At 73.0% G+C, this 19,753-nt stretch carries 17 protein-coding genes and 1 pseudogene; 8 read left to right on the forward strand and 10 right to left on the reverse strand.

Features of this window, described 5'->3' with window-relative positions; all coding sequences use genetic code 11:
- The 4 genes and pseudogenes from N4P33_RS18425 to N4P33_RS18440 all read right to left on the reverse strand — a co-directional run.
- Nucleotides 1-507 (reverse strand): annotated as a pseudogene (locus N4P33_RS18425) (hypothetical protein); the annotation flags it as partial.
- Nucleotides 508-832: 325 nt separating this feature from the next.
- Nucleotides 833-1,183: a nitrite reductase small subunit NirD gene (gene nirD / locus N4P33_RS18430; RefSeq protein ID WP_260827719.1), complete on the reverse strand. Its 351-nt coding sequence runs from the start codon at nt 1,181-1,183 to the stop codon at nt 833-835.
- The gene (gene nirB, locus N4P33_RS18435; protein ID WP_260827720.1) at nt 1,180-3,786 is read right to left on the reverse strand and encodes a nitrite reductase large subunit NirB; all 2,607 of its coding nucleotides are present in this window, start codon (nt 3,784-3,786) and stop codon (nt 1,180-1,182) included. The genes nirD and nirB overlap by 4 nt, the downstream gene beginning before the upstream one ends.
- Nucleotides 3,787-5,004 carry an NAD(P)/FAD-dependent oxidoreductase gene (locus N4P33_RS18440; RefSeq protein ID WP_260827721.1) on the reverse strand — a complete coding sequence of 406 codons (1,218 nt, stop codon included), beginning with the start codon at nt 5,002-5,004 and terminating at the stop codon, nt 3,787-3,789. It lies immediately after the preceding gene.
- A gap of 195 nt (nt 5,005-5,199) precedes the next feature.
- On the opposite strand from N4P33_RS18440, the gene N4P33_RS18445 reads away from it, so the two are divergent.
- Both N4P33_RS18445 and N4P33_RS18450 read left to right on the forward strand, forming a co-directional pair.
- Nucleotides 5,200-5,982 (forward strand): TSUP family transporter, encoded by a 783-nt coding sequence (locus N4P33_RS18445; protein ID WP_260827722.1) that lies wholly within the window; start codon nt 5,200-5,202, stop codon nt 5,980-5,982.
- 21 nt (nt 5,983-6,003) lie between these two features.
- Nucleotides 6,004-6,228 carry a DUF2283 domain-containing protein gene (locus N4P33_RS18450; protein WP_260827723.1) on the forward strand — a complete coding sequence of 75 codons (225 nt, stop codon included), beginning with the start codon at nt 6,004-6,006 and terminating at the stop codon, nt 6,226-6,228.
- A 6-nt stretch (nt 6,229-6,234) separates the two neighbouring features.
- On the opposite strand, the gene N4P33_RS18455 is transcribed toward N4P33_RS18450, so the two are convergent.
- The gene (locus N4P33_RS18455) at nt 6,235-7,137 is read right to left on the reverse strand and encodes an NAD(P)-dependent oxidoreductase (protein WP_260827724.1); all 903 of its coding nucleotides are present in this window, start codon (nt 7,135-7,137) and stop codon (nt 6,235-6,237) included.
- Nucleotides 7,138-7,217: 80 nt separating this feature from the next.
- On the opposite strand from N4P33_RS18455, the gene N4P33_RS18460 reads away from it, so the two are divergent.
- Nucleotides 7,218-7,634 carry a winged helix-turn-helix transcriptional regulator gene (locus tag N4P33_RS18460; RefSeq protein WP_399029704.1) on the forward strand — a complete coding sequence of 139 codons (417 nt, stop codon included), beginning with the start codon at nt 7,218-7,220 and terminating at the stop codon, nt 7,632-7,634.
- On the opposite strand, the gene N4P33_RS18465 is transcribed toward N4P33_RS18460, so the two are convergent.
- From N4P33_RS18465 to N4P33_RS18475, 3 genes are all read right to left on the reverse strand, one after another.
- A complete protein-coding gene (locus N4P33_RS18465; protein ID WP_260827725.1) occupies nt 7,572-8,225 on the reverse strand; it encodes a class F sortase in 654 nt (217 codons plus the stop codon). The genes N4P33_RS18460 and N4P33_RS18465 overlap by 63 nt on opposite strands.
- Nucleotides 8,226-8,339: 114 nt before the next feature.
- Entirely contained in the window at nt 8,340-8,909 is a 570-nt protein-coding gene (locus tag N4P33_RS18470; RefSeq protein WP_260827726.1) for a hypothetical protein, read from the reverse strand.
- A gap of 265 nt (nt 8,910-9,174) precedes the next feature.
- Entirely contained in the window at nt 9,175-9,594 is a 420-nt protein-coding gene (locus N4P33_RS18475; RefSeq protein ID WP_260827727.1) for a gamma-glutamylcyclotransferase family protein, read from the reverse strand.
- Between the two features lie 197 nt (nt 9,595-9,791).
- Between N4P33_RS18475 and N4P33_RS18480 the strand changes: the two genes are divergently transcribed.
- Nucleotides 9,792-11,435, forward strand: a complete 1,644-nt coding sequence (locus N4P33_RS18480; protein WP_260827728.1) for a M4 family metallopeptidase — start codon at nt 9,792-9,794, stop codon at nt 11,433-11,435.
- Nucleotides 11,436-11,462: 27 nt separating this feature from the next.
- Here the strand turns inward: N4P33_RS18480 and N4P33_RS18485 are convergent, their stop codons facing one another.
- Together N4P33_RS18485 and N4P33_RS18490 are read right to left on the reverse strand one after the other, a co-directional pair.
- A complete protein-coding gene (locus tag N4P33_RS18485; RefSeq protein WP_260827729.1) occupies nt 11,463-13,655 on the reverse strand; it encodes a molybdopterin oxidoreductase family protein in 2,193 nt (730 codons plus the stop codon).
- Between the two features lie 106 nt (nt 13,656-13,761).
- Nucleotides 13,762-14,454 (reverse strand): vancomycin high temperature exclusion protein, encoded by a 693-nt coding sequence (locus N4P33_RS18490; RefSeq protein WP_260827730.1) that lies wholly within the window; start codon nt 14,452-14,454, stop codon nt 13,762-13,764.
- A gap of 212 nt (nt 14,455-14,666) precedes the next feature.
- On the opposite strand from N4P33_RS18490, the gene N4P33_RS18495 reads away from it, so the two are divergent.
- The 4 genes from N4P33_RS18495 to dnaG form a co-directional block, all read left to right on the forward strand.
- Complete coding sequence (locus tag N4P33_RS18495; protein WP_260827731.1) at nt 14,667-15,506, forward strand: sirohydrochlorin chelatase; 840 nt, start codon at nt 14,667-14,669, stop codon at nt 15,504-15,506.
- 135 nt (nt 15,507-15,641) lie between these two features.
- Nucleotides 15,642-16,904 carry a deoxyguanosinetriphosphate triphosphohydrolase gene (locus N4P33_RS18500; protein ID WP_260827732.1) on the forward strand — a complete coding sequence of 421 codons (1,263 nt, stop codon included), beginning with the start codon at nt 15,642-15,644 and terminating at the stop codon, nt 16,902-16,904.
- A 131-nt stretch (nt 16,905-17,035) separates the two neighbouring features.
- Nucleotides 17,036-18,301, forward strand: a complete 1,266-nt coding sequence (locus tag N4P33_RS18505; RefSeq protein ID WP_260827733.1) for an NAD(P)/FAD-dependent oxidoreductase — start codon at nt 17,036-17,038, stop codon at nt 18,299-18,301.
- A 46-nt stretch (nt 18,302-18,347) separates the two neighbouring features.
- On the forward strand, nt 18,348-19,753 hold a 1,406-nt coding region (gene dnaG, locus N4P33_RS18510), incomplete at its 3' end, for a DNA primase (protein ID WP_260827734.1).

The following is a 19,753-nucleotide window of genomic DNA, read 5'->3' on the forward strand; positions in this document are numbered from 1 at the left end:
GGACTCCGGCAGCGTGGGCCGCCCGGTGTGCGGGGCGGCGGCGTGGGCGTCGAGCCAGGCGCGTACGGCTCCGGGGTCGTCGGCGGCCACTCCATCCGCGTGCAGCAGGGACGCGTACCAGCGGTGCCAGGTCAGCAGCGCCGGGTCGGCCATGGCGCGCCGGAATCCGGGCTCGGCGTCGTCGACGGCCGTGAGCAGCCGGGCGTGGCGCTTGGCGTTGAGCCGGCCCGCGTCCCGGACGCAGTCGGCGAGCGTCCGCAGCACGTCCGGTACGGCCGCCGTCTCCTCCTGCCTCGCCCCCAGCAGCCCCGGCAGATCCTCGAGGAGCACCTGCTCGACCAGCCGCGGCGTCGGTTCGGGCACCCCGGTGCGGCGGTCCGCACCGCGCAGCGCGAGCAGGGTGAGTACGGCGTCGGCGGGGCGCTCGGGCAGGCCGGTGCCGCGCTCACGGGCGGCCCAGGCGAGGAAGTCCTCGAGCCCGGTGTTCAGCGCAGGGGTACGAGTCACTCGGGGAGCGTATGAAACGGAAGGGTCGTACGGGCTCCGCAGGGACGGAGCGTAGCCCGATCGAGGGAGCGGCGTGGGTGCGATCGGGCAGGACGGCCGACGACGGGTACTGCACGCCGGTCGTGGCCGCGAGCCGCGAGCCGTCACACGCCCACTGCCGGTCGCCAGCCGCGAGCCGCCGGTCGTCAGCCGCAGTCCGTCACACGCCCACCGCCGGTCGCCAGCCGCCAGCTGTCACACACCAGCCCCGGCCGCCGGCCGCCACACGCCGCGCGCCGGCGGCCCCCCCGTGGGATCACCGCCGGCGCCACTCAGTACGACCCGCTCAGACCGCCTTCACCTCGTACGCCGTCACGCGTACCTCCTCGTCGTCCAGGCACTGCCCCGACTCCAGGTCGAAGCGCTGCTTGAGCAGCGGGGAGGCGACGAAGGGGCGGCCCTGGTGGGTGCCGGTGAGGCCGCGGGAGAGGACCGCCGCCCCGGTGAACGGGTCGCGGTTGTCGATCGCGTACAGGCGGCCGGCGCGGTCGGTGAAGACGGCGACCTGGCGGCCGTCGGGCAGCAGCGCCGCCACTCCGCGGCCCGGGATCAGCGTGCTGAGGTCGCAGACCGTGAACCAGCCCTCGTCCAGCCGGAGTTGGACCTTCAGGTCGGTGGTCTCGAGTGCCAGGGTCATCGCTGGGCGCTTCCTTCCAGGATCTCGTCGGCGGGGCGCAGGCCGATGTTCAGCAGCGGCAGGTCGGGCTTGATCTGGTCGCGCTCGGGGACGAAGGCGACCACCGGGTCGGGGGTGTCCGGGGCGTTGACGAAGGACACGAACCGGGCGAGCTTCTCGGGGTCGTTGATGGTCTCGGCCCACTCGTCGCGGTAGTGCGAGACGTGTGCGGCCATCAGCGCCTCCAGCTCGTCGCAGATGCCGAGCGAGTCGTGGACGACGACGTCCCGTACGTGGTCCAGGCCGCCGGGGATCCGCTCCAGCCAGGTGGAGGTGCGCTCCAGCCGGTCGGCGGTGCGGATGTAGAACATCAGGAACCGGTCGATCAGGCGGATCAGTTCGGCGTCGGAGAGGTCCTGCGCGAGCAGGTCGGCGTGGCGCGGGGTGGCGCCGCCGTTGCCGCCGACGTACAGGTTCCAGCCGTTGGCGGTGGCGATCACGCCGAAGTCCTTCGACTGGGCCTCCGCGCACTCGCGCTGGCAGCCGGAGACCGCCGACTTGAGCTTGTGCGGCGAGCGCAGCCCCCGGTAGCGCAGCTCCAGGTCGATCGCCATGCGGACGGAGTCCTGGACGCCGTAGCGGCACCAGGTCTGCCCGACGCAGGACTTCACCGTGCGCAGCGACTTGCCGTACGCGTGGCCGGACTCGAACCCGGCGTCGACCAGACGGGCCCAGATCAGCGGGAGTTGCTCGACGCGCGCGCCGAACATGTCGATCCGCTGACCGCCGGTGATCTTCGTGTAGAGGCCGAAGTCACGGGCGATCTCGCCGATCACGATGAGCTTCTCGGGCGCGATCTCCCCGCCGGGGATGCGGGGGACGACCGAGTACGAGCCGTTCTTCTGCAGATTGGCCAGAAAGTGGTCGTTGGTGTCCTGCAGGGCGGCCTGCTCGCCGTCGAGGACGTAGTTGCTGGCGCCGATCGTCGGGGCGAGGGAGGCGATGATCGAGCCGACCGCCGGCTTGCAGATCTCGCAGCCGTCGCCGCCCCGGGCGCCCTCACGGCCGTACCGGTCGAGCAGGTCCTGGTAGGAGCTGATGCGCAGGGCGAGGACGATCTCGTACAGCTCCTCGCGGGTCTGCGAGAAGCAGCCGCACAGGCCCTTGTCGACCTCGACGCCGCTCGCCTCCAGCTCGGCGTTGACCAGCTGGCCGAGCACCTTGACGCAACTGCCGCAGCCGGTACCGGCCTTGGTGCATTTCTTCACCTCGGGCACGGTGGTGCACTGGTGATCGGTGACCGCGCCGCGGATGGTGCCCTTGGTGACGTTGTGGCAGGAGCAGATCACCGCGTCGTCCGGCAGTGCGGACGGGCCGAGCTGGGCACCGCCGCCCGCACCGGCGGGCAGCACCAGCGACTCGGGCGCGATCGGCGGGACCGAGCCGGTCAGGGCGCGCAGCGTGCCGTACGCCTCCGCGTCGCCGACCAGGATGCCGCCGAGCAGCGTGCCGTCGCGGCCGATGACCAGCTTCTTGTAGAGGCCCGCGCGGGAGTCGGAGTAGACGACGTCCAGGCAGTCCTCGCTGGTGCCGTGCGCGTCGCCGAAGGACGCCACGTCCACGCCGAGCAGCTTCAGCTTGGTGGACAGGTCGGCCCCGGTGAAGGCGGCCTCGTCCTCGGCGATGGTCGCGGCGGCCGTCTCGGCCTGCTCGTAACCGGGAGCCACCAGGCCGTACACCCGGCCGTCCGCCGCCAGCGCGCACTCGCCGATCGCGAACACGTGCGGGTCGGTGACCGTGCGGCACTGCTCGTCGACGGTGATGCCGCCGCGCTCACCGACCGCCAGACCGCAGTCGCGGGCCAGCTGGTCGCGGGGGCGGACACCGGCGGAGAACACCACCATGTCGGTGGCGAGTTCGGAGCCGTCGGACAGCTTCATGCCGGTGACCGCGCCGGACTCGTCGACCACGATCTCCTGGGTGCCGACGCCCGTGTGGACGCTCAGCCCCATCTCCTCGATGGTCCGCAGCAGCGCCGCGCCACCGCCCTCGTCGACCTGCACCGGCATCAGGCGCGGCGCGAACTCCACGATGTGCGAGGTCAGTCCGAGGCCCTTGAGGGCACCGGCCGCCTCCAGGCCCAGCAGACCGCCGCCGACCACCGCGCCCACGGTCGCCTTCTTCGCGTACTCCTCGATCGCGAGCAGGTCCTCGATCGTGCGGTAGACGAAGCAGCCCTCGGCGTCCTTGTTCGGCACCGGCGGCACGAACGGGTAGGAGCCGGTGGCCAGGACCAGGACGTCGTAGTCGACGACGAGCCCGGAGCGGGCGGTGACCTTGCGCGCCTCGCGGTCGACGGTCTCGGCCGGGTCGCCGACGTGCAGCTCGATGCCGTGGTCCTCGATGAACGCCAAGTCCGTCATGGACAGGTCCTCGGGCGTCTTCCCCGAGAAGTACGAGGTGAGCTGGACGCGGTCGTACGCGGGGCGCGGCTCCTCGCACAGCACGACCACGCGGTGCGTGGCGGTCAGGCCGCGCTCGGCGAGCGCTTCGAGGAAGCGCTGGCCGACCATGCCGTGGCCGACGAGCACGATCGTGGGGGTGCCCCCCGGGTTGGCGGTCATTCAGGAGCCTCCATCGTTGGTGAGCAGGTGGAGCAGGGGCCCGCCGTCGGAGGGGAGCGGCTCTGCTCCCTCCCAGGCGCGCGCGAGGGCGCCGACGGTGCCGAGTTCGCCGACCAGGACCCCGCCGACCAGGCGGTCCTCGCGGACGACGACCTTGCGGTAGGTGCCCCGGGTGGCGTCGGTGAGCTGGACGACGTCGTCGCCCGGCAGCGGCTCGGTCTCGCCGAACGCCGCGAGGTCGAAGGGGCCCTCGTGCCCGGTGAGCGTGAGCCGGGTCAGCGAACGGGTGCCGGTGTAGCGGGAGTTCGCGTCACCGGCGAGCAGCGCGGCGAGCGCGTCGGCCTGTTCGAGCGCCGGGGTGGCCAGCCCGTACACGGTGCCGGCGTGCTGGGCGCAGTCGCCGACGGCGTGGATGTACGGGTCGGAGGTGCGCAGTTCGTCGTCGACGACGATGCCCTTGCCGACGTCGAGCCCGGCCTCCTGCGCGAGCGCCACCCTGGGGCGCACCCCGCAGGCGAGGACCACGATGTCGGCGTCGAGCGCGTAGCCGTCGGCCATCTCCACGGAACGGACCGCGCCGCCGACGCAGCGCACGTCGCGCACCCGGCACTCGGTGTGCACCTCCACGCCGAGGTCGGTCAGATGCCGCCTGACCAGCTTGGACGCGGCCGGGTCGAGCTGGCGCTCCATGAGCCGCTCGGACTGCTGGGCGAGGACGACCTGGGCGCCGCGCACGGCGAGTGCGCGGGCCGCGGAGACCCCGAGCAGGCCGCCGCCGATGACGACCGCCCGCACACCCGGCCGGACCGCCTTGGCGAGACCCAGGCAGTCGTCCATGGTGCGGAAGGCGTGCACCCCCTCGGGCAGCTCGTGACCGGCGGTGAACAGTCCGCGCAGCGGCGGCAGCACCGGGTTGGAGCCGGTGGCGAGGACCAGCCGGTCGTATGCGATCACCGCGCCGTCCGCGCAGGTGACGGTCCGGCCGGCGCGGTCGATGCCGGTGACCCGGCCCCGGGTCAGCGCGGCCGGCGCCGGCAGGGCGATCACCTCGGGGCTGTAGCGCCCGGCCAGCACCTCGGCGAGCAGCACCCGGTTGTACGGCCGGTGCTCCTCCTCGCCGATCAGCGTCACGGGCGTGCCGAGCTCGCCGAGCCGCCGGGCGAGACGTACGCCCGCGAGGCCGGAGCCGATCACCACCACACGCTCATTCGAGGTCATGTCCTTGAGCGTGCGGTGCGGGTGTTTCCCGGCCGCATCCCTTCTGTTTCCCGCGAGGAACGCTGCCCTCAGCGGGGGGCCGGGGTGGGTGTGAGGGTTCCGAGGGGGCGCTCTGCCGCGCTGTGAGCAGCGTCAAGCTCAGAAGAAGCTCATCTTGATGGACGCCACATCTATCCGCTCCATAGGGTCGCGGCCATGCCCGACATCTCGTTGACCATGGTCGTCCTGCTCTGCCTCGCGGCCCTCGCCGCCGGCTGGATCGACGCCGTGGTCGGCGGCGGAGGGCTGCTGCTCCTGCCCGTGCTGCTGCTCGGGCTGCCCGCCGGCACCCCGGCCGCGCATGCGCTCGGCACCAACAAGGCGGTCGCGATCGTAGGCACCACGGGCGCGGCGGTGACGTATGCCCGCAAGGCCCCGGTCGACGTGAGGACGGCCGTACGCATCGGCCTCGCGGCCCTCGCGGGCTCCTCCGCGGGGGCCTTCTTCGCGGCCGGGATGAGCACCGACGTCCTCAAGCCGGTGATCATGGTGGTGCTGCTCGGGGTGGCCGCCTTCGTGATCCTGCGCCCCGCCTTCGGCACGGCCCCCGCGACCGGCCCGGCGACGCCGCGTCAGATCCTCGCGGCGATCGGCCTGGCCGGCCTCGGCATCGGCTTCTACGACGGTTTCATCGGCCCCGGCACCGGCACGTTCCTCGTCCTGGCCCTCACCGCCCTGCTCCACCTCGACCTGGTCACCGCCTCCGCCACCGCCAAGATCGTCAACTGCTGCACCAACGCCGGCGCGCTCGCGATGTTCGCCTGGCAGGGCGCGGTCCTGTGGCACCTGGCCGCCCTGATGGCCGTCTTCAACCTCGCGGGCGGCACCCTCGGCGCCCGCACCGCCCTGAAGAAGGGCACCCGCTTCGTCCGCATCGTGCTGCTGACGGTGGTCTTCGCGCTGGTGGCGAACCTGGCGTACGAGCAGTGGGTGGCCTGAGACGCCCGATAGCGTCCTCCCATGCATATCGAGTACGACCGGGAGAACGACACCGCGTATCTGTCCTTCGTCGCCCGCATCCCCGACGGAGCCGCCGTCCGGCAGGTCGCCGTCGACGGGGTCGCGCCGGACGCCGAGGTGATGCTCGACCTGGACGCGGCGGGCCGCATGCTCGGGATCGAGGTGACCGGGGCCCGTCGCGTCCTGCCGGCCGAACTGCTGGACGGGGCGCCGTCCGTGAGCTGAGGCGGGTCAGGAAGTGCCGGCCAGCAGGTCGATCATCCCCGTCCCGTCCTCGTCGCCGTGGCCCTCGGCGACACGGCGGGCCATCAGGTCCATGTACGGCGTCAGCAGCTCGGGGCTCACGCCCTGTTCCTCGGCCGTGCGGAGCAGGGTGGAGTTGGCCGCGGACTGCATGGCGAGGTTGGAGACCACGCCCTCGGTGTAGTCGCCGCTCTCCAGATGCGCGGCGGTCTGGTGCACGGCCGGGGTCATCGCGGTGAGCCAGGAGGCGAGGAGGGGAGCGAAGTCCGCCGGGGCGATGTTCTCGCGGCGGATGAGCGCGAAGGCGTGGGTGGCCCCGGCGAACAGGCCGCTCATCGCGCTCAGCAGCGCCACGTCGTGCAGCGCGGCGAAGCCCGGGTCGTCGCCGACGTACCGGGTGCCGGCCGGGACGGCCAGGGCGTCCTCGTGCTCCTCGAACAGGGCGCGCGAGCCGCTGTAGAACACGTACGCCCCGGACTTCTCGTCGCCGATCATCGGCGGTACGGCCATGATCCCGCCGTCCAGGAAACGGGCGCCGCGCGCCTCGGCCCAGGCGGCGCGGGCGCGGGCGTCGCCCGGGGTGCCGGTGGTGAGGTTCACCAGGTCCCGCCCGGCCAGATCGGCGCCGTCCAGCGCCTCGCCGACGGAGGCGTCGTCCAGCAGACAGGCGATCACCAGACGGCTCGCGGCCACCGCGTCCGCGGCGCTCGCGGCGACGGTGGCGCCCTCGGCGGCCAGCGGCTCGGCGCGGGCCGGTGTGCGGTTCCAGACGGTCACGGGATGCCCGGCGGCGAGCCAGGCACGGACCAGGGCGGAGCCCATGTCGCCGGTGCCGAGGACGGTCAGGGGGGTCGGGGAAGCAGAGCGCGGGGAAACGGTGTTGTCGGTCATGGCGACTACGCTCGCCGCGGGGAAGTGCCTGATCAAGTACGTACTTTCAAGTGGGCGCTTACTCCGGGGAAAGCGTGCAGATGGCGACAGTGGACGGGGTGACGCGCATGGCGAGGGGACGGCGGCCGGGCGGCTATGTGTGCGGGGTCGACGCGGCGATGGACGTGATCGGCGGCAAATGGAAGGTGCTCATCCTGTGGGCGCTGTCGGTGCGGGCCTGCCGCTTCGGCGAACTGCGCCGAGAGCTGCCCGGCATCACCGAGAAGGTCCTCGCCTCGCATCTGCGGGAGATGGAGGCCGACGGCATCGTCCACCGCGAGGACCACGACGAGGTGCCGCCCTGCGTGGAGTACTCGCTCACCCCGAGGGGCGTCGCCCTCAACGCGGCGCTGGAGCCGCTGGGGGAGTGGGGCAAGGCGAACGTACTGCGGGCGTCAGCGGCTCCCCGTGAGATGGGCGAAGACGACGACGTTGCCCTGGTAGCCGGTCGTGCGTGAGTAGCCGCCGCCGCAGGTGATGACGCGGAGTTCGGGGCGATTCGCCGCGCCGTAGACCTTGCGGTCGGGGAAGTTCTTCGCGTCGTACACCTCCACCGCGTCCACCGTGAACACGGCGACCGTGCCGTCGCGGCGGTCCACCTCGATCGTGCTGCCCTTGCGCAGGGCGCCGAGGGAGTAGAACACGGCGGGGCCGTCGGCGTTGTCGACATGGCCCGCGATGATGGCGGTGCCCGTCTCACCGGGGGTGGTGCCGGCCTCGTACCAGCCGGCCAGGTTCTTGCGGTCGGCGGGCGGGACGTCGAGGCTGCCGGAGGGCGTCAGGCCGAGGCCCGTCAGGGGGGCGTTCACGTCGATCGCGGGGATGCGCACCCGGTCCGGCGGGGAGGGCGGCAGCGCGGGCGCCGCGTTCCGGGCGCCGCTGTGGTCGTCGGCCTTACCTGAGCGCGCCTGCGCGGCCGTCGGCTGCGGCGGCGCCTGCGACTCGGCCCCGCTGCGCAGCAGCCACGTCCCCGCGCACAGCGCGAACACCGTGACCGCGGCTATGGCGGCGTTGCCCGGACTGCCGATGCGGCGGAAGCTGCGGCGCATGACGGACTGACCTCTCCTGATTCGGCCCCGTGCCCCCCTCCGGGCCGCGAGGGGCGTCGGACCCGGAGGGGGAGGGACATGCGGTACCGGCGGACGGGCAGCGGAGGGTGCCCGTCAGATCCCGTCGCCTCTCGCCCGGCGATGCAGGAGCCAGGTACCGCCCGCGGCGGCGACGGCCAGGGCCGCCACGCCTGCCGCGGTCTGTACGGGGTCGGGGCCCAGCGCGCCCCCGACCCCCGTCTTCACACTTCCTCGGGGATACACCTGCTGCGCCCCGGACGACAGCGTGACCACCAGGTCGCCCGTCACCCGCCGGCCGTTGCCCGCGCAGGTCGCGACGATCTCGTACGTCCCCGGCTGCGCGCTCGGCGGCACCCGGAACTGCCCGATCATCTCCCGCTCGTGCGTGCTCGGCGCCAGCGTGAAACGGCCCGCGCCCACCGCGGTGGCGTCGCCCTCCGTCGCGCCCTCGTCGTCGCACGCCGCCGTGTTCACCGTGACCTGCCCGCCCGGCACGGCCGACGACGGGTAGACGTCCAGACTCCCGGCCGACGTGCCGAAGGGACGGCCGTCCGGGGCGATGGCCGGACCGGCGTACGCGGCGGGCGCGGCCAGCACACCCGCGGCGGCCACGGCGAGCGCGGCGCCGGTCGCGGACGACAGCAGCCGGGCGGTACCTCGCATCGATGCTCCCTCGAGCTCACGAAGGGCCACGGCCCGCGGCACCCCCATGTGCCGCCGTCGGACGCGTCCCTGCCCTACCGAGGTAAGTGGCAGCGCGCCCGGCCCGCTCCCTGAAACAGCGTCAGGAGGCGGGCTGAACGGGTGTCAGACCGACCGGCGCCGACGCCGTGCCCGGTGCGTTTTAGCAGGTCACCGGCGCCCGGCCGGACGTAGGAGAGTGAACCGCCCGAAGAGTGCCCGGCGCGGCTGTGAACGGGTGACCGTCCTACCGGGGCCCCCGCCCGTGCCAGTCCCCGCCCTCGATCAGCTTCCCCCGGCCGCGCAGCCGGGCGGCGACGGCGGGGGCGGCCACGTACACCCAGGCCCGCACCGCGGCACCGTCCGCCGCCCGGATCACCTCCCGCTCCACCCGCTCGTACAGGTTGCGCGGATCGCCCGGCACGTACTCCTCCAGCCGGTCCAACTCCCCGAGCAGCGCCGCGTACTCCTCCTCGCGAGCCGTGACCAGTTCCCCGCTCACCGTCCCGCCGGGCTCCTCCACGGCGTACGGATAGCCCGGCCCCTCGTACAGCACCGCGCCCGGCAGCCGGGCGGGCTCCTGTGCGCGTGTGCGGCCGCGGAGGAAGGGGGCGTGGTTGACCTCGCCGGGGCGGAGGGTGCCGTAGACGAAGAAGGGGAGAGTCACGCGTTCACCTGCGGGGACGTCGGCGGAGCCCCTCTGCACCGAAGTGCCACCGGAGCCTTGCAGGAACGATTCTCACCCCTCACACACCCCCACATTCTCGCTATGGACATGCCATGTCCGGCGCCACTTGAATCGCGGTCACCATCCCCGCCGCCCCTCCCCCCACGCGCATCGGGGCGCCCGTTCCAGGAGACCGCTTGAGCCCCATACGGCATGTCCGACGTCCCCGTCTCGTCACCGCCGGTGTGGCCGTCACCGGCACCGCCCTGCTGGCCGCCGTCCTGTCCCCCACCGCCGGCGCGGCCGACCGGCCGACCCGCGCCACCGCCCTCTCCCACGCGGCCTCGGTACTCGCCGAGCACGCAACCGCCCTCGGTCTCACCGCCGCCCAGGACACCGAGGTGCGGGACGTGATCGTGGACAAGGACGGCACCCAGCACATCCGCTACGACCGCACCTACCACCGGCTCCCCGTCCTCGGCGGCGACTTCGTCCTCCACCTCGACCCCGACGGCACGTACCGCGGCGCCGACCGCGCGACCGAGGCCCGGATCGACCTGCCCACCGTCACTCCGAAGCTCACCGCGCCCAAGGCCGCCGACCTCGCCGCGAGCGCCCTGCGCGCCGCCCACCTCGGCGAGACACTCAAGAGGCTCACCGCCAAGCCCCGGCTGGTCGTCGACGCCCTGCACGGCACACCCCGGCTGGCCTGGCGCACCGACGCGGTCGCCCAGGACGGCCTCGGCAACCCCGTCACCCGCACCGTGCTCACCGACGCCCGCACCGGCGCCCGTATCGACGCCTGGGACAGCGTCGAGACCGCCTCCGGGGACGGCAGGTCCCTGTACGGCGGCACCGTCCCGCTGGAGACCACGCCCACGGGATCCTCGTACGCCTTGAAGGACCCCACCCGCGGCGGCACCTACACCGGCGACGCGGGCAACAGGACCGACCTGTGCGTCCTGGCCGTCTGCCTCACCCGTGCCCCGGCGACCGTCTTCACCGACGCCGACAATCACTGGGGCACCGGCAGCGCCGCCGACCGCTCCACGGCCGCGGTGGACGCCCAGTACGGCACCGACGTCACCTGGGACTACTACGAGGACGTCCACGGCCGCCGCGGCATCGCGGGCGACGGCAAGGGCTCGTACAACCGCGTCCACTACGGCAACAAGTACAACAACGCCTTCTGGGACGACAGTTGCTTCTGCATGACCTACGGCGACGGTGACGGCACCCAGCTGGGCCCGCTGGTCTCGCTGGACGTCGCCGGGCACGAGATGACCCACGGGGTGACCTCGAAGACGGCCGCCCTGACGTACTCGGGGGAGTCCGGCGGGCTCAACGAGGCGACGTCCGACATCTTCGGCACGCTCGTCGAGTTCCACGCGGCCAACCCCGAGGACCCCGGCGACTATCTGATCGGCGAGAAGATCGTCCGCGACGGCTTCGGCCGGGACGCCCTGCGCTACATGGACAAGCCGTCGAAGGACGGCACGTCCGCCGACTGCTGGGACACCTCGGTCAAGGACCTCGACGTCCACTACTCCTCCGGCGTCGCCAACCACTTCGCCTACCTGCTCGCCGAGGGCAGCGGCCCGAAGACCCTGGGCGGCGTCGCCCACAACTCCCCGACCTGCGACGGCTCCACGGTCACCGGCATCGGCCGCGCCAAGCTCGGCAGGATCTGGTACCGCGCCCTGACCGTCCACATGACCTCGTCGACGGACTACGCGGGCGCCCGCACGGCCACCCTGAAGGCGGCCGGCGACCTCTACGGCGAGGACGGCACGGAGTACAAGGCCGTCGCGGCGGCATGGAGCGCAGTCGGCGTGAGCTGACCCGACGCGCCTGGACAGGGAGGGCCGCTAGGCCCGCACCGCCTCCAGGCGTACCGCGCACGCCTTGAACTCCGGCATGCGGGAGGTCGGGTCGAGGGCCGGGTTGGTGAGGGTGTTGGCGCGGCCCTCGCCCGCCCAGTGGAACGGCATGAACACCGTGTCGGGCCGGATCGCGGTGGTGATGCGCGCCGGTGCCACCGCCCGGCCCCGCCGGGACACCACGGCCACCGGGTCGCCCTCGGCCGCACCGAGCCGCTCCGCGAGCCGGGGGTGCAGCTCCACGAACGGTCCCGGCGCGGCGGCGTTCAGCTCGTCGACGCGCCGGGTCTGGGCGCCGGACTGGTACTGCGAGACCACCCGCCCGGTGGTCAGCAGCACCGGGTACTCGTCGTCGGGCTCCTCGGCGACCGCCCGATGCGAGACGGGGACGAAGCGGGCGCGACCGTCGTCGGTGGCGAAGCGGTCGAGGAACATGCGGGGGGTGCCGGGGTGGACGGCGGCCGGGGTCACGTCCCGCGCCGGGTCGTCGGCCGCCGTGTCCAGGGACGCGTCCTCGGGGTCGTCCCCCACCGCCGCCTCAGGAGAGGAGCCCTCGATGTCGTCCGCCGGCTCCACCGCCGGGCACGGCCAGAAGACGCCGTTCTCCTCCGCCAGCCGGCGATAGGTGATCCCGGAATAGTCCGCAGGCCCGCCCGCGCTCGCCCGGCGCAGTTCCTCGAAGACCTCCTCGGGGTCGGTCGGGAAACCCTTCTCCACACCGAGCCGGGCGGCCAGCTCGTGCAGCACATACAGGTCGCTGTGCACGCCCTCCGGCGGAGTGATCGCCCGGCGTCGCAGCAGCACCCGCCCCTCCAGGTTGGTCGTCGTCCCCGTCTCCTCCGCCCACTGTGTGACCGGCAGGACGACATCGGCGAGCGCGGCCGTCTCCGACAGCACGACGTCGCACACCGCCAGGAAGTCCAGCGAGCGGATCCGCTCCTCGATGTGCGCGGCGCGCGGCGCCGACACCACCGGGTTGGAGCCCATCAGCAGCAGCGCACGGATGTCCGTGCCCAGCGCGTCCAGCAGCTCGTACGCACTGCGCCCGGGCCCCGGCAACGAGTCGGGGTCCACGCCCCACACCTCGGCGACATGCCGCCGCGCCTCCGGGTCGGTGAGCTTGCGGTAGCCGGGCAACTGGTCGGCCTTCTGGCCGTGTTCACGCCCGCCCTGCCCGTTGCCCTGCCCGGTCAGGCACCCGTACCCGGACAGCGGGCGCCCCGCACGGCCCGTCGCCAGGACGAGGTTGATCCACGCGCCCACCGTGTCCGTGCCCTTGGACTGCTGCTCGGGCCCGCGCGCGGTGAGCACCATGGCGTGCTCCGGCTCGCAGAACAGCCTTACCGCTTCCCGCAGTTGAGGAACGGACACCCCCGTGATCCGCTCCACGTACTCCGGCCAGTGCGCCATCGCCGCCGCCCGGGTCTCCTCCCAGCCGACCGTGCGCTCCTGGATGTACCGCTCGTCGGTGCGGCCCTCGGCGACGACCAGGTGCAGCAGTCCCAGCGCCAGCGCGAGATCGGTGCCGGGACGCGGCGCCAGATGCAGATCGGCGTGCTCGGCGGTCCGGGTGCGGCGCGGATCGATGACGATCAGCGTGCCGCCGTTCTCCTTCAGCTCGGTGAAGTACCGCAGCGACGGCGGCATGGTCTCGGCGGGATTCGAGCCGACGAGGATGACGCATCCCGTCCGCGGAATGTCCTCCAGCGGGAACGGCAGCCCCCGGTCCAGCCCGAACGCCTTGGTCCCGGCCGCCGCGGCCGACGACATGCAGAACCGGCCGTTGTAGTCGATCTGCGAGGTCCCCAGCACGACCCGCGCGAACTTCCCGAGGGCGTACGCCTTCTCATTGGTCAGCCCGCCCCCGCCGAACACCCCGACCGCGTCCGCCCCGTGCGCGGCCCGCGTCCGGCCGAGCGCCTCGGCGATCCGCCCCAGCGCCTCGTCCCACGTGGCCGGCACCAGCGTGCCGCCCTCCGAGCGCACCAACGGCGAGGTCAGCCGCACCCTCGACGACAGCACCGCCGGCGCCGTACGTCCCTTGCCGCACAGCGCCCCCCGGTTCACCGGGAAGTCCGCGCGCTCGCTCACCTCGACGGTCCCGCCGTCGGCGGGCGTCAGATTCATCCCGCACTGCAGGGCGCAGTAGGGGCAGTGCGTGGGCGTCACGGTGTTCTGCATACCGCCCAGCGTGCGTCCCCGGTGTTACGCATCGCACCGACCCCTGTTACACACCCGGTACGGCGACCTCCCCGCGCTCGGGGGACGACGGTGAGGGCCCGCGAGGTCATGAGCCCCCGCCCTCCGCCAGCGCCCGCTCCACCCCCGGCTCCCTCGGTCCCAGGAACCGCGGGTCCGGCCGGAACGCGGCGTCGGCGGCTGCCTTGCCCGCCGCGAGGACCTCCCGGACGGTCCCGTAGTACCAGGTGCCGTCGTGCGGCTCGTCGACGCCGACGCCGTACGACGTCACCCCCGCCGCCCGGCACAGCGCCACCGCCCGCCGGACATGGAAACCCTGGCTGATCAGCACGGCCCGGTCCACGCCGAAGATCTTCTTCGCGCGGACGCAGGAGTCCCAGGTGTCGAAGCCCGCGTAGTCGCTGACGATGCGCGCGTCGGGCACGCCGTGCCGGGTCAGATACGCGCGCATCGCGTCCGGCTCGTCGTAGTCGACCCGGCTGTTGTCGCCGGTCACCAGGACCACCTCGATCCGGCCCGCCCGGTACAGCTCGGCCGCCGCGTCCAGCCGGTGCGCGAGATACGGCGACGGCTCGCCCTGCCACAGCCCCGCCCCGAACACGACGGCGACCTCCGTCCGCGGCGCGTCCGCGACGGTGTGCAGCCGGCCCTCCGAGGCCAGCCGCAGCCAGGTCGCCGGCAGCAGCGCCAGCACGCACCCGGCCATCACGGCCTGCACCAGCCGCCGCCGCCCCTTCCGCGTGCGCGGCAGACGCGGGGCGCGGACGGTGAAACGGCGCATCGGACGGCCCCCTCCGGGTCGGCTCTCGACCGTCAGAGACGTGCGGGCACCCCCGACGGTTCGCCCTGCCCCCTGTGACCAGCTTCACCCCGATCGGCGAAACCACAGGTCACGGCGGCTCACACCCCTGAGGGGCGGCACGGTGAACGGCCGGAAAACGCCTGTGACCCCCGCGCAACGGGAAGGCAACGTGCCGCCCCCACCATCGGTGCATGACGGCGACGCACCTCGACACCACGGCGGACCTCATGAACCGGATCGGCACCAGCCTCGCGGGACAGCTCGGCCTGGTCACGCTGAGCGGCCGGCGCCGCCCGGCCCCGCCCGCCCTCGTCGTGGTGGCCCACGGCAGCCGCGACCCCCGTGCCCTGAGCACCGTACGGGACCTCCTCGACCGGGTCCGCGCCCTGCGCCCCGGCCTGCCCGTCCACCTGGGCCACATCGAGCTCAACGCCCCGCTGCTCCCCGACACGCTCGACACCCTCGCCGGTCTCGGCACGGGCGAGGCGATCCTGGTCCCGCTGCTGCTCAGCCGCGGCTACCACGTCAAGCGGGACATCCCCGAGATGGCCGCCCGCGCCGAGGTGCACGCCCGCGTGGCCCCCGCCCTCGGCCCGCACCCCCTCCTCGTCGAGGCCCTGCACGCCCGCCTCACCGAGGCCGGCTGGCCCGAGACGCCCACCGCCGACAGCGCCGTCGTGCTCGCCGCCGCGGGCTCCCGCGACCCCGAGTCGAAGATCGACACCCACCGCACCGCCGACCTCCTCGCCGCCCGCCTGGGTGTCCCGGTCCTCCCGGCCTACGCGACCACCGCGACCCCCACGATCCCCGACGCCCTGCGCACACTGGCGGCCGCCGGCCGCACCAAGGTCGCCGTCGCGTCCTACTTCACGGCCCCCGGCCGCTTCGCCACGGAGTGCACCCAGGCGGCCCCCTGGATAGCGTCGTCCCCCTTGGGCACCCACGAGGCGATGGCGAACCTCATCCTCCACCGCTACGACCAGACCCTGACAACCCCGGCGGAGACCATCCCGGCACTGGCCTCGGCCTGAGAACACCGGGAGGGGCCAGCATCCCAGGGGCGCGGGGAACTGCGCGACAAGCCACGAACAACCCGCACCCGCAAACTCTCCGAACCCGGCAGACGAGTGGGCGAATCTGTCAGTCCCCCCTATTACTGTCGGTGCATGCACTACGACGAGTCCGCAGTGGAACGCTGGGCCCCGGAACCGGACAAACGCCCTGGCCGCACCGCCTTCCAACGCGACCGCGCCCGCATCCTCCACTCCTCCGCCCTCAGAAGACTCGCCGGCAAGACCCAGGTCGTCACCCCCGGCGAACGCACCGCCACCGCCTGGGACCCCAGCCCCCGCACCCGCCTCACCCACTCCCTGGAATGCGCCCAGGTCGGCCGCGAACTCGGCGCGGCCCTCGGCTGCGACCCCGACCTCGTGGAAGCCGCCTGCCTCGCCCACGACCTCGGCCATCCCCCCTTCGGCCACAACGGAGAACAGGCCCTCAACGACTTCGCGGAGGACTGCGGCGGCTTCGAGGGCAACGCCCAGTCGCTGCGCCTCCTCACCCGTATCGAGCCGAAACGCTTCACCCCGGACGGCTCCGTCGGCCTCAACCTCACCCGCGCCACCCTCGACGCCGCCACGAAGTACCCCTGGCCGAGAGGCGCCCACCCCGTCGACCCGGCCTCCCCGAAGTTCGGTGTCTACGACGACGACCGCCCCGTCTTCGACTGGCTCCGCAAGGACGCCCCCGGCACCCGCACCTGCTTCGAGGCCCAGGTCATGGACTGGGCCGACGACGTGGCGTACTCCGTCCACGACGTGGAGGACGGCCTGCACGCCGGCCACATCGACCCGGACTGCCTGCACGCCGAGCCCGAACGCCAGGCGGTCTTCGCCGTCGCGATCGGCCGTTACGTCGACGCCGCCACCGACCCCGCCGAACTCGCCGAGGCCCTCGACCGTCTCCTCGACCAGGAGTGGTGGCCGCACGGCTACGACGGCACCGCCGTCGCCCAGGCCCGCCTGAAGGACGCCACCAGCCAGCTCATCGGCCGCTTCTGCCTCGCCGCCGAGGGCGCCACCCGCCAGACCTACGGCAACGGCGACCTCGCCCGCTACGACGCCGAGCTCGTCGTCCCGAGAAGCACGCGGATGGAGTGCGCCGTCCTCAAGGCCGTCGCCGACCGGTACGTCATGCAGCGCGCCGAGCAGGAGCGGCTCCGCGCCGACCAGCGGATCGTCGTCGTCGAACTGGCCGAGGCGCTCACCGCCCGCGCGCCGGAGGGCCTGGACCCGCAGTTCCGCGCGCTGTTCGACCAGGCGCCGGACGACCGCGCACGCAAGCGGGTGATCGTCGACCAGATCGCCAGCCTCACCGACGCCTCCGCCCGCTCGCTGCACGCCCGGATGACGGGGCAGACGCCGGGATGACGGGGCAGACGCCAGGAGCAAAGTCCGCCCGAATGTGACCGCCGGTGGCCTGATCGGGTCACTCCCTCTTCCCGCACCACGCGGTGTGCGGGACGCTCGCAAGTGGCGGCACCCTTACGAGGAGGCATCAAGTGGTCGACGCGGATCAGACATTCGTCATCGTCGGAGGCGGCCTGGCCGGCGCGAAGGCGGCCGAGACGCTGCGTGAGGAGGGCTTCACCGGCCGCGTGATACTGATCTGCGACGAGCGCGACCACCCGTACGAGCGTCCGCCGCTGTCCAAGGGCTACCTCCTCGGCAAGGCGGCCCGCGACAGCGTCTTCGTGCACGAGCCCGCCTGGTACGCCCGCCACGACGTCGAGCTGCACCTCGGCCAGACCGTCGACGCCGTCGACCGCGCCGCCCGCACCGTCCGCTTCGGCGAGGACGGCACCACCGTCCGCTACGACAAACTGCTGCTGGCCACCGGGGCCGAGCCCCGCCGCCTCGACATCCCGGGCACGGACCTCGCCGGCGTGCACCACCTGCGGCGCCTCGCCCACGCCGAACGCCTCAAGGGCGTCCTGACCTCCCTCGGCCGGGACAACGGCCATCTGGTGATCGCGGGCGCCGGCTGGATCGGCCTGGAGGTCGCGGCGGCGGCCCGTGAGTACGGCGCGGAGGTCACCGTCGTGCACCGCGGTCCGACCCCGCTGCACTCGGTCCTCGGGCCCGAGCTCGGTCAGCTCTTCGCCGAGCTGCACCGCGAGCACGGCGTCCGCTTCCACTTCGGCGTCACCCTCACCGAGATCACCGGCCAGGACGGCATGGTCCTCGCGGCCCGCACGGACGACGGCGAGGAGCACCCGGCGCACGCGGTCCTCGCGGCGATCGGCGCGGCCCCGCGGACCGCTCTCGCGGAGGGGGCGGGACTTCAGCTGGCGGACCCGGCCGACGGGGGCGGCGTCCTCGTCGACGAACGGCTGCGCACCTCCGACCCCGACATCTACGCCGCCGGTGATGTCGCGTCCTTCCCGCACGGGCTGTTCGGTACGCGGCTGAGGGTGGAGCACTGGGCCAACGCGCTGAACGGCGGTCCTGCGGCGGCGCGGGCGATGCTGGGCCGCGAGGAGCTGTACGACCGCGTGCCCTACTTCTTCACCGACCAGTACGACCTGGGCATGGAGTACTCGGGCTGGGCGCCGCCGGGGTCGTACGACCAGGTGGTGATCCGGGGCGACGCGGGCAAGCGGGAGTTCATCGCGTTCTGGGTGCGGGAGGGCAGGGTGCTGGCCGGGATGAACGTGAATGTGTGGGACGTCACGGACCAGATCCAGCGGCTGATCCGATCCCGGGCCCAGGTGGACACGGAGGCACTGGCGGACCCTCACGTACCCCTCGAAAGCCTCGCATCCTGACATCACGCCGCACAGGAGTGTCGGTGCGCCCCCGTAGAATTCACGCGTGGCTGGACGGATCAACGACGAGGACGTGAAGGCGGTACGGGACGCGGTCCCGATCGACGCCGTGGTGTCCGAGTACCTCCAGCTGCGCAACGCCGGTGGCGGGAATCTCAAGGGGCTGTGCCCCTTCCACGACGAGAAGTCCCCGTCCTTCCAGGTCAGCCCCAGCAAGGGGCTGTTCCACTGCTTCGGCTGCCAGGAGGGCGGCGACACCATCACGTTCGTGATGAAGATCGACCACCTCTCCTTCTCGGAGGCGGTCGAGCGCCTCGCCGCCCAGGCCGGGATCACCCTGCGCTACGAGGAGGGCGGGTACAACCCCGCCCACCAGCGCGGCGAGCGCATCCGCCTCGTCGAGGCCCACAAGATCGCCGCCGAGTGGTACGCGGAACAGCTCGCGACCAGCCCCGAAGCCGAGACCGGCCGGATCTTCCTCGCCGAGCGCGGCTTCGACCAGGCCGCCGCCGTCCACTTCGGCGTCGGCTACAGCCCCCAGGGCTGGGACCACCTCACCCGCTATCTGCGCGGCAAGGGCTTCAGCGACAAGGAGCTGATCCTCTCCGGCCTCGCCCAGGAGGGCCGCCGCGGCCCCATCGACCGCTTCCGCGGCCGGCTGATGTGGCCCATCCGCGACATCGGCGGCGACGTCGTGGGCTTCGGCGCCCGCAAGCTCTACGAGGCGGACAACGGCCCGAAGTACCTCAACACCCCCGAGACGGCGATCTACAAGAAGTCCCAGGTCCTCTACGGCATCGACCTGGCGAAGAAGGACATCGCGAAGACGTCCCGCGCGGTAGTGGTCGAGGGCTACACGGACGTCATGGCCTGCCATCTCGCGGGCGTGACGACCGCCATCGCCACCTGCGGCACCGCCTTCGGCGGCGACCACATCAAGATCCTCCGCCGGCTGCTCATGGACAACGGCAGCGCCCGCGTCATCTTCACCTTCGACGGCGACGCGGCCGGCCAGAAGGCCGCGCTGCGCGCCTTCGAGGACGACCAGAAGTTCGCCGCCGAGACGTACATCGCCATCGCCCCCGACGGCATGGACCCCTGCGACCTGCGCCTCGCCAAGGGCGACGAGGCGGTCGCCGACCTGGTCGAACCCCGCACCCCGCTCTTCGAGTTCGCCCTGCGCCAGATCGTCTCCCGCTACGACCTGGACACCCCGGCCGGGCGCGCGGCGGCCCTCGACGAAGCGGCACCCGTCGTCGCCCGCATCAAGAACAGCGGCGCCCAGCACGAGGTCGCCGTCCAGCTCGCCGGGATGCTCGGCATCCTCGACACCCAGTTCGTCGTCAAGCGGGTCGCCCAGCTGGCCCGCTGGGCCCGCGACCGCGGCGGCAAGGGCCCGGCCCCCGACCGGCACCAGCGCGGCGGCGCCCCCCAGCAGCACGCCCCGGCCCC

The organism is Streptomyces sp. 15-116A (assembly GCF_025290915.1).
Taxonomy (GTDB): Bacteria; Actinomycetota; Actinomycetes; order Streptomycetales; family Streptomycetaceae; genus Streptomyces.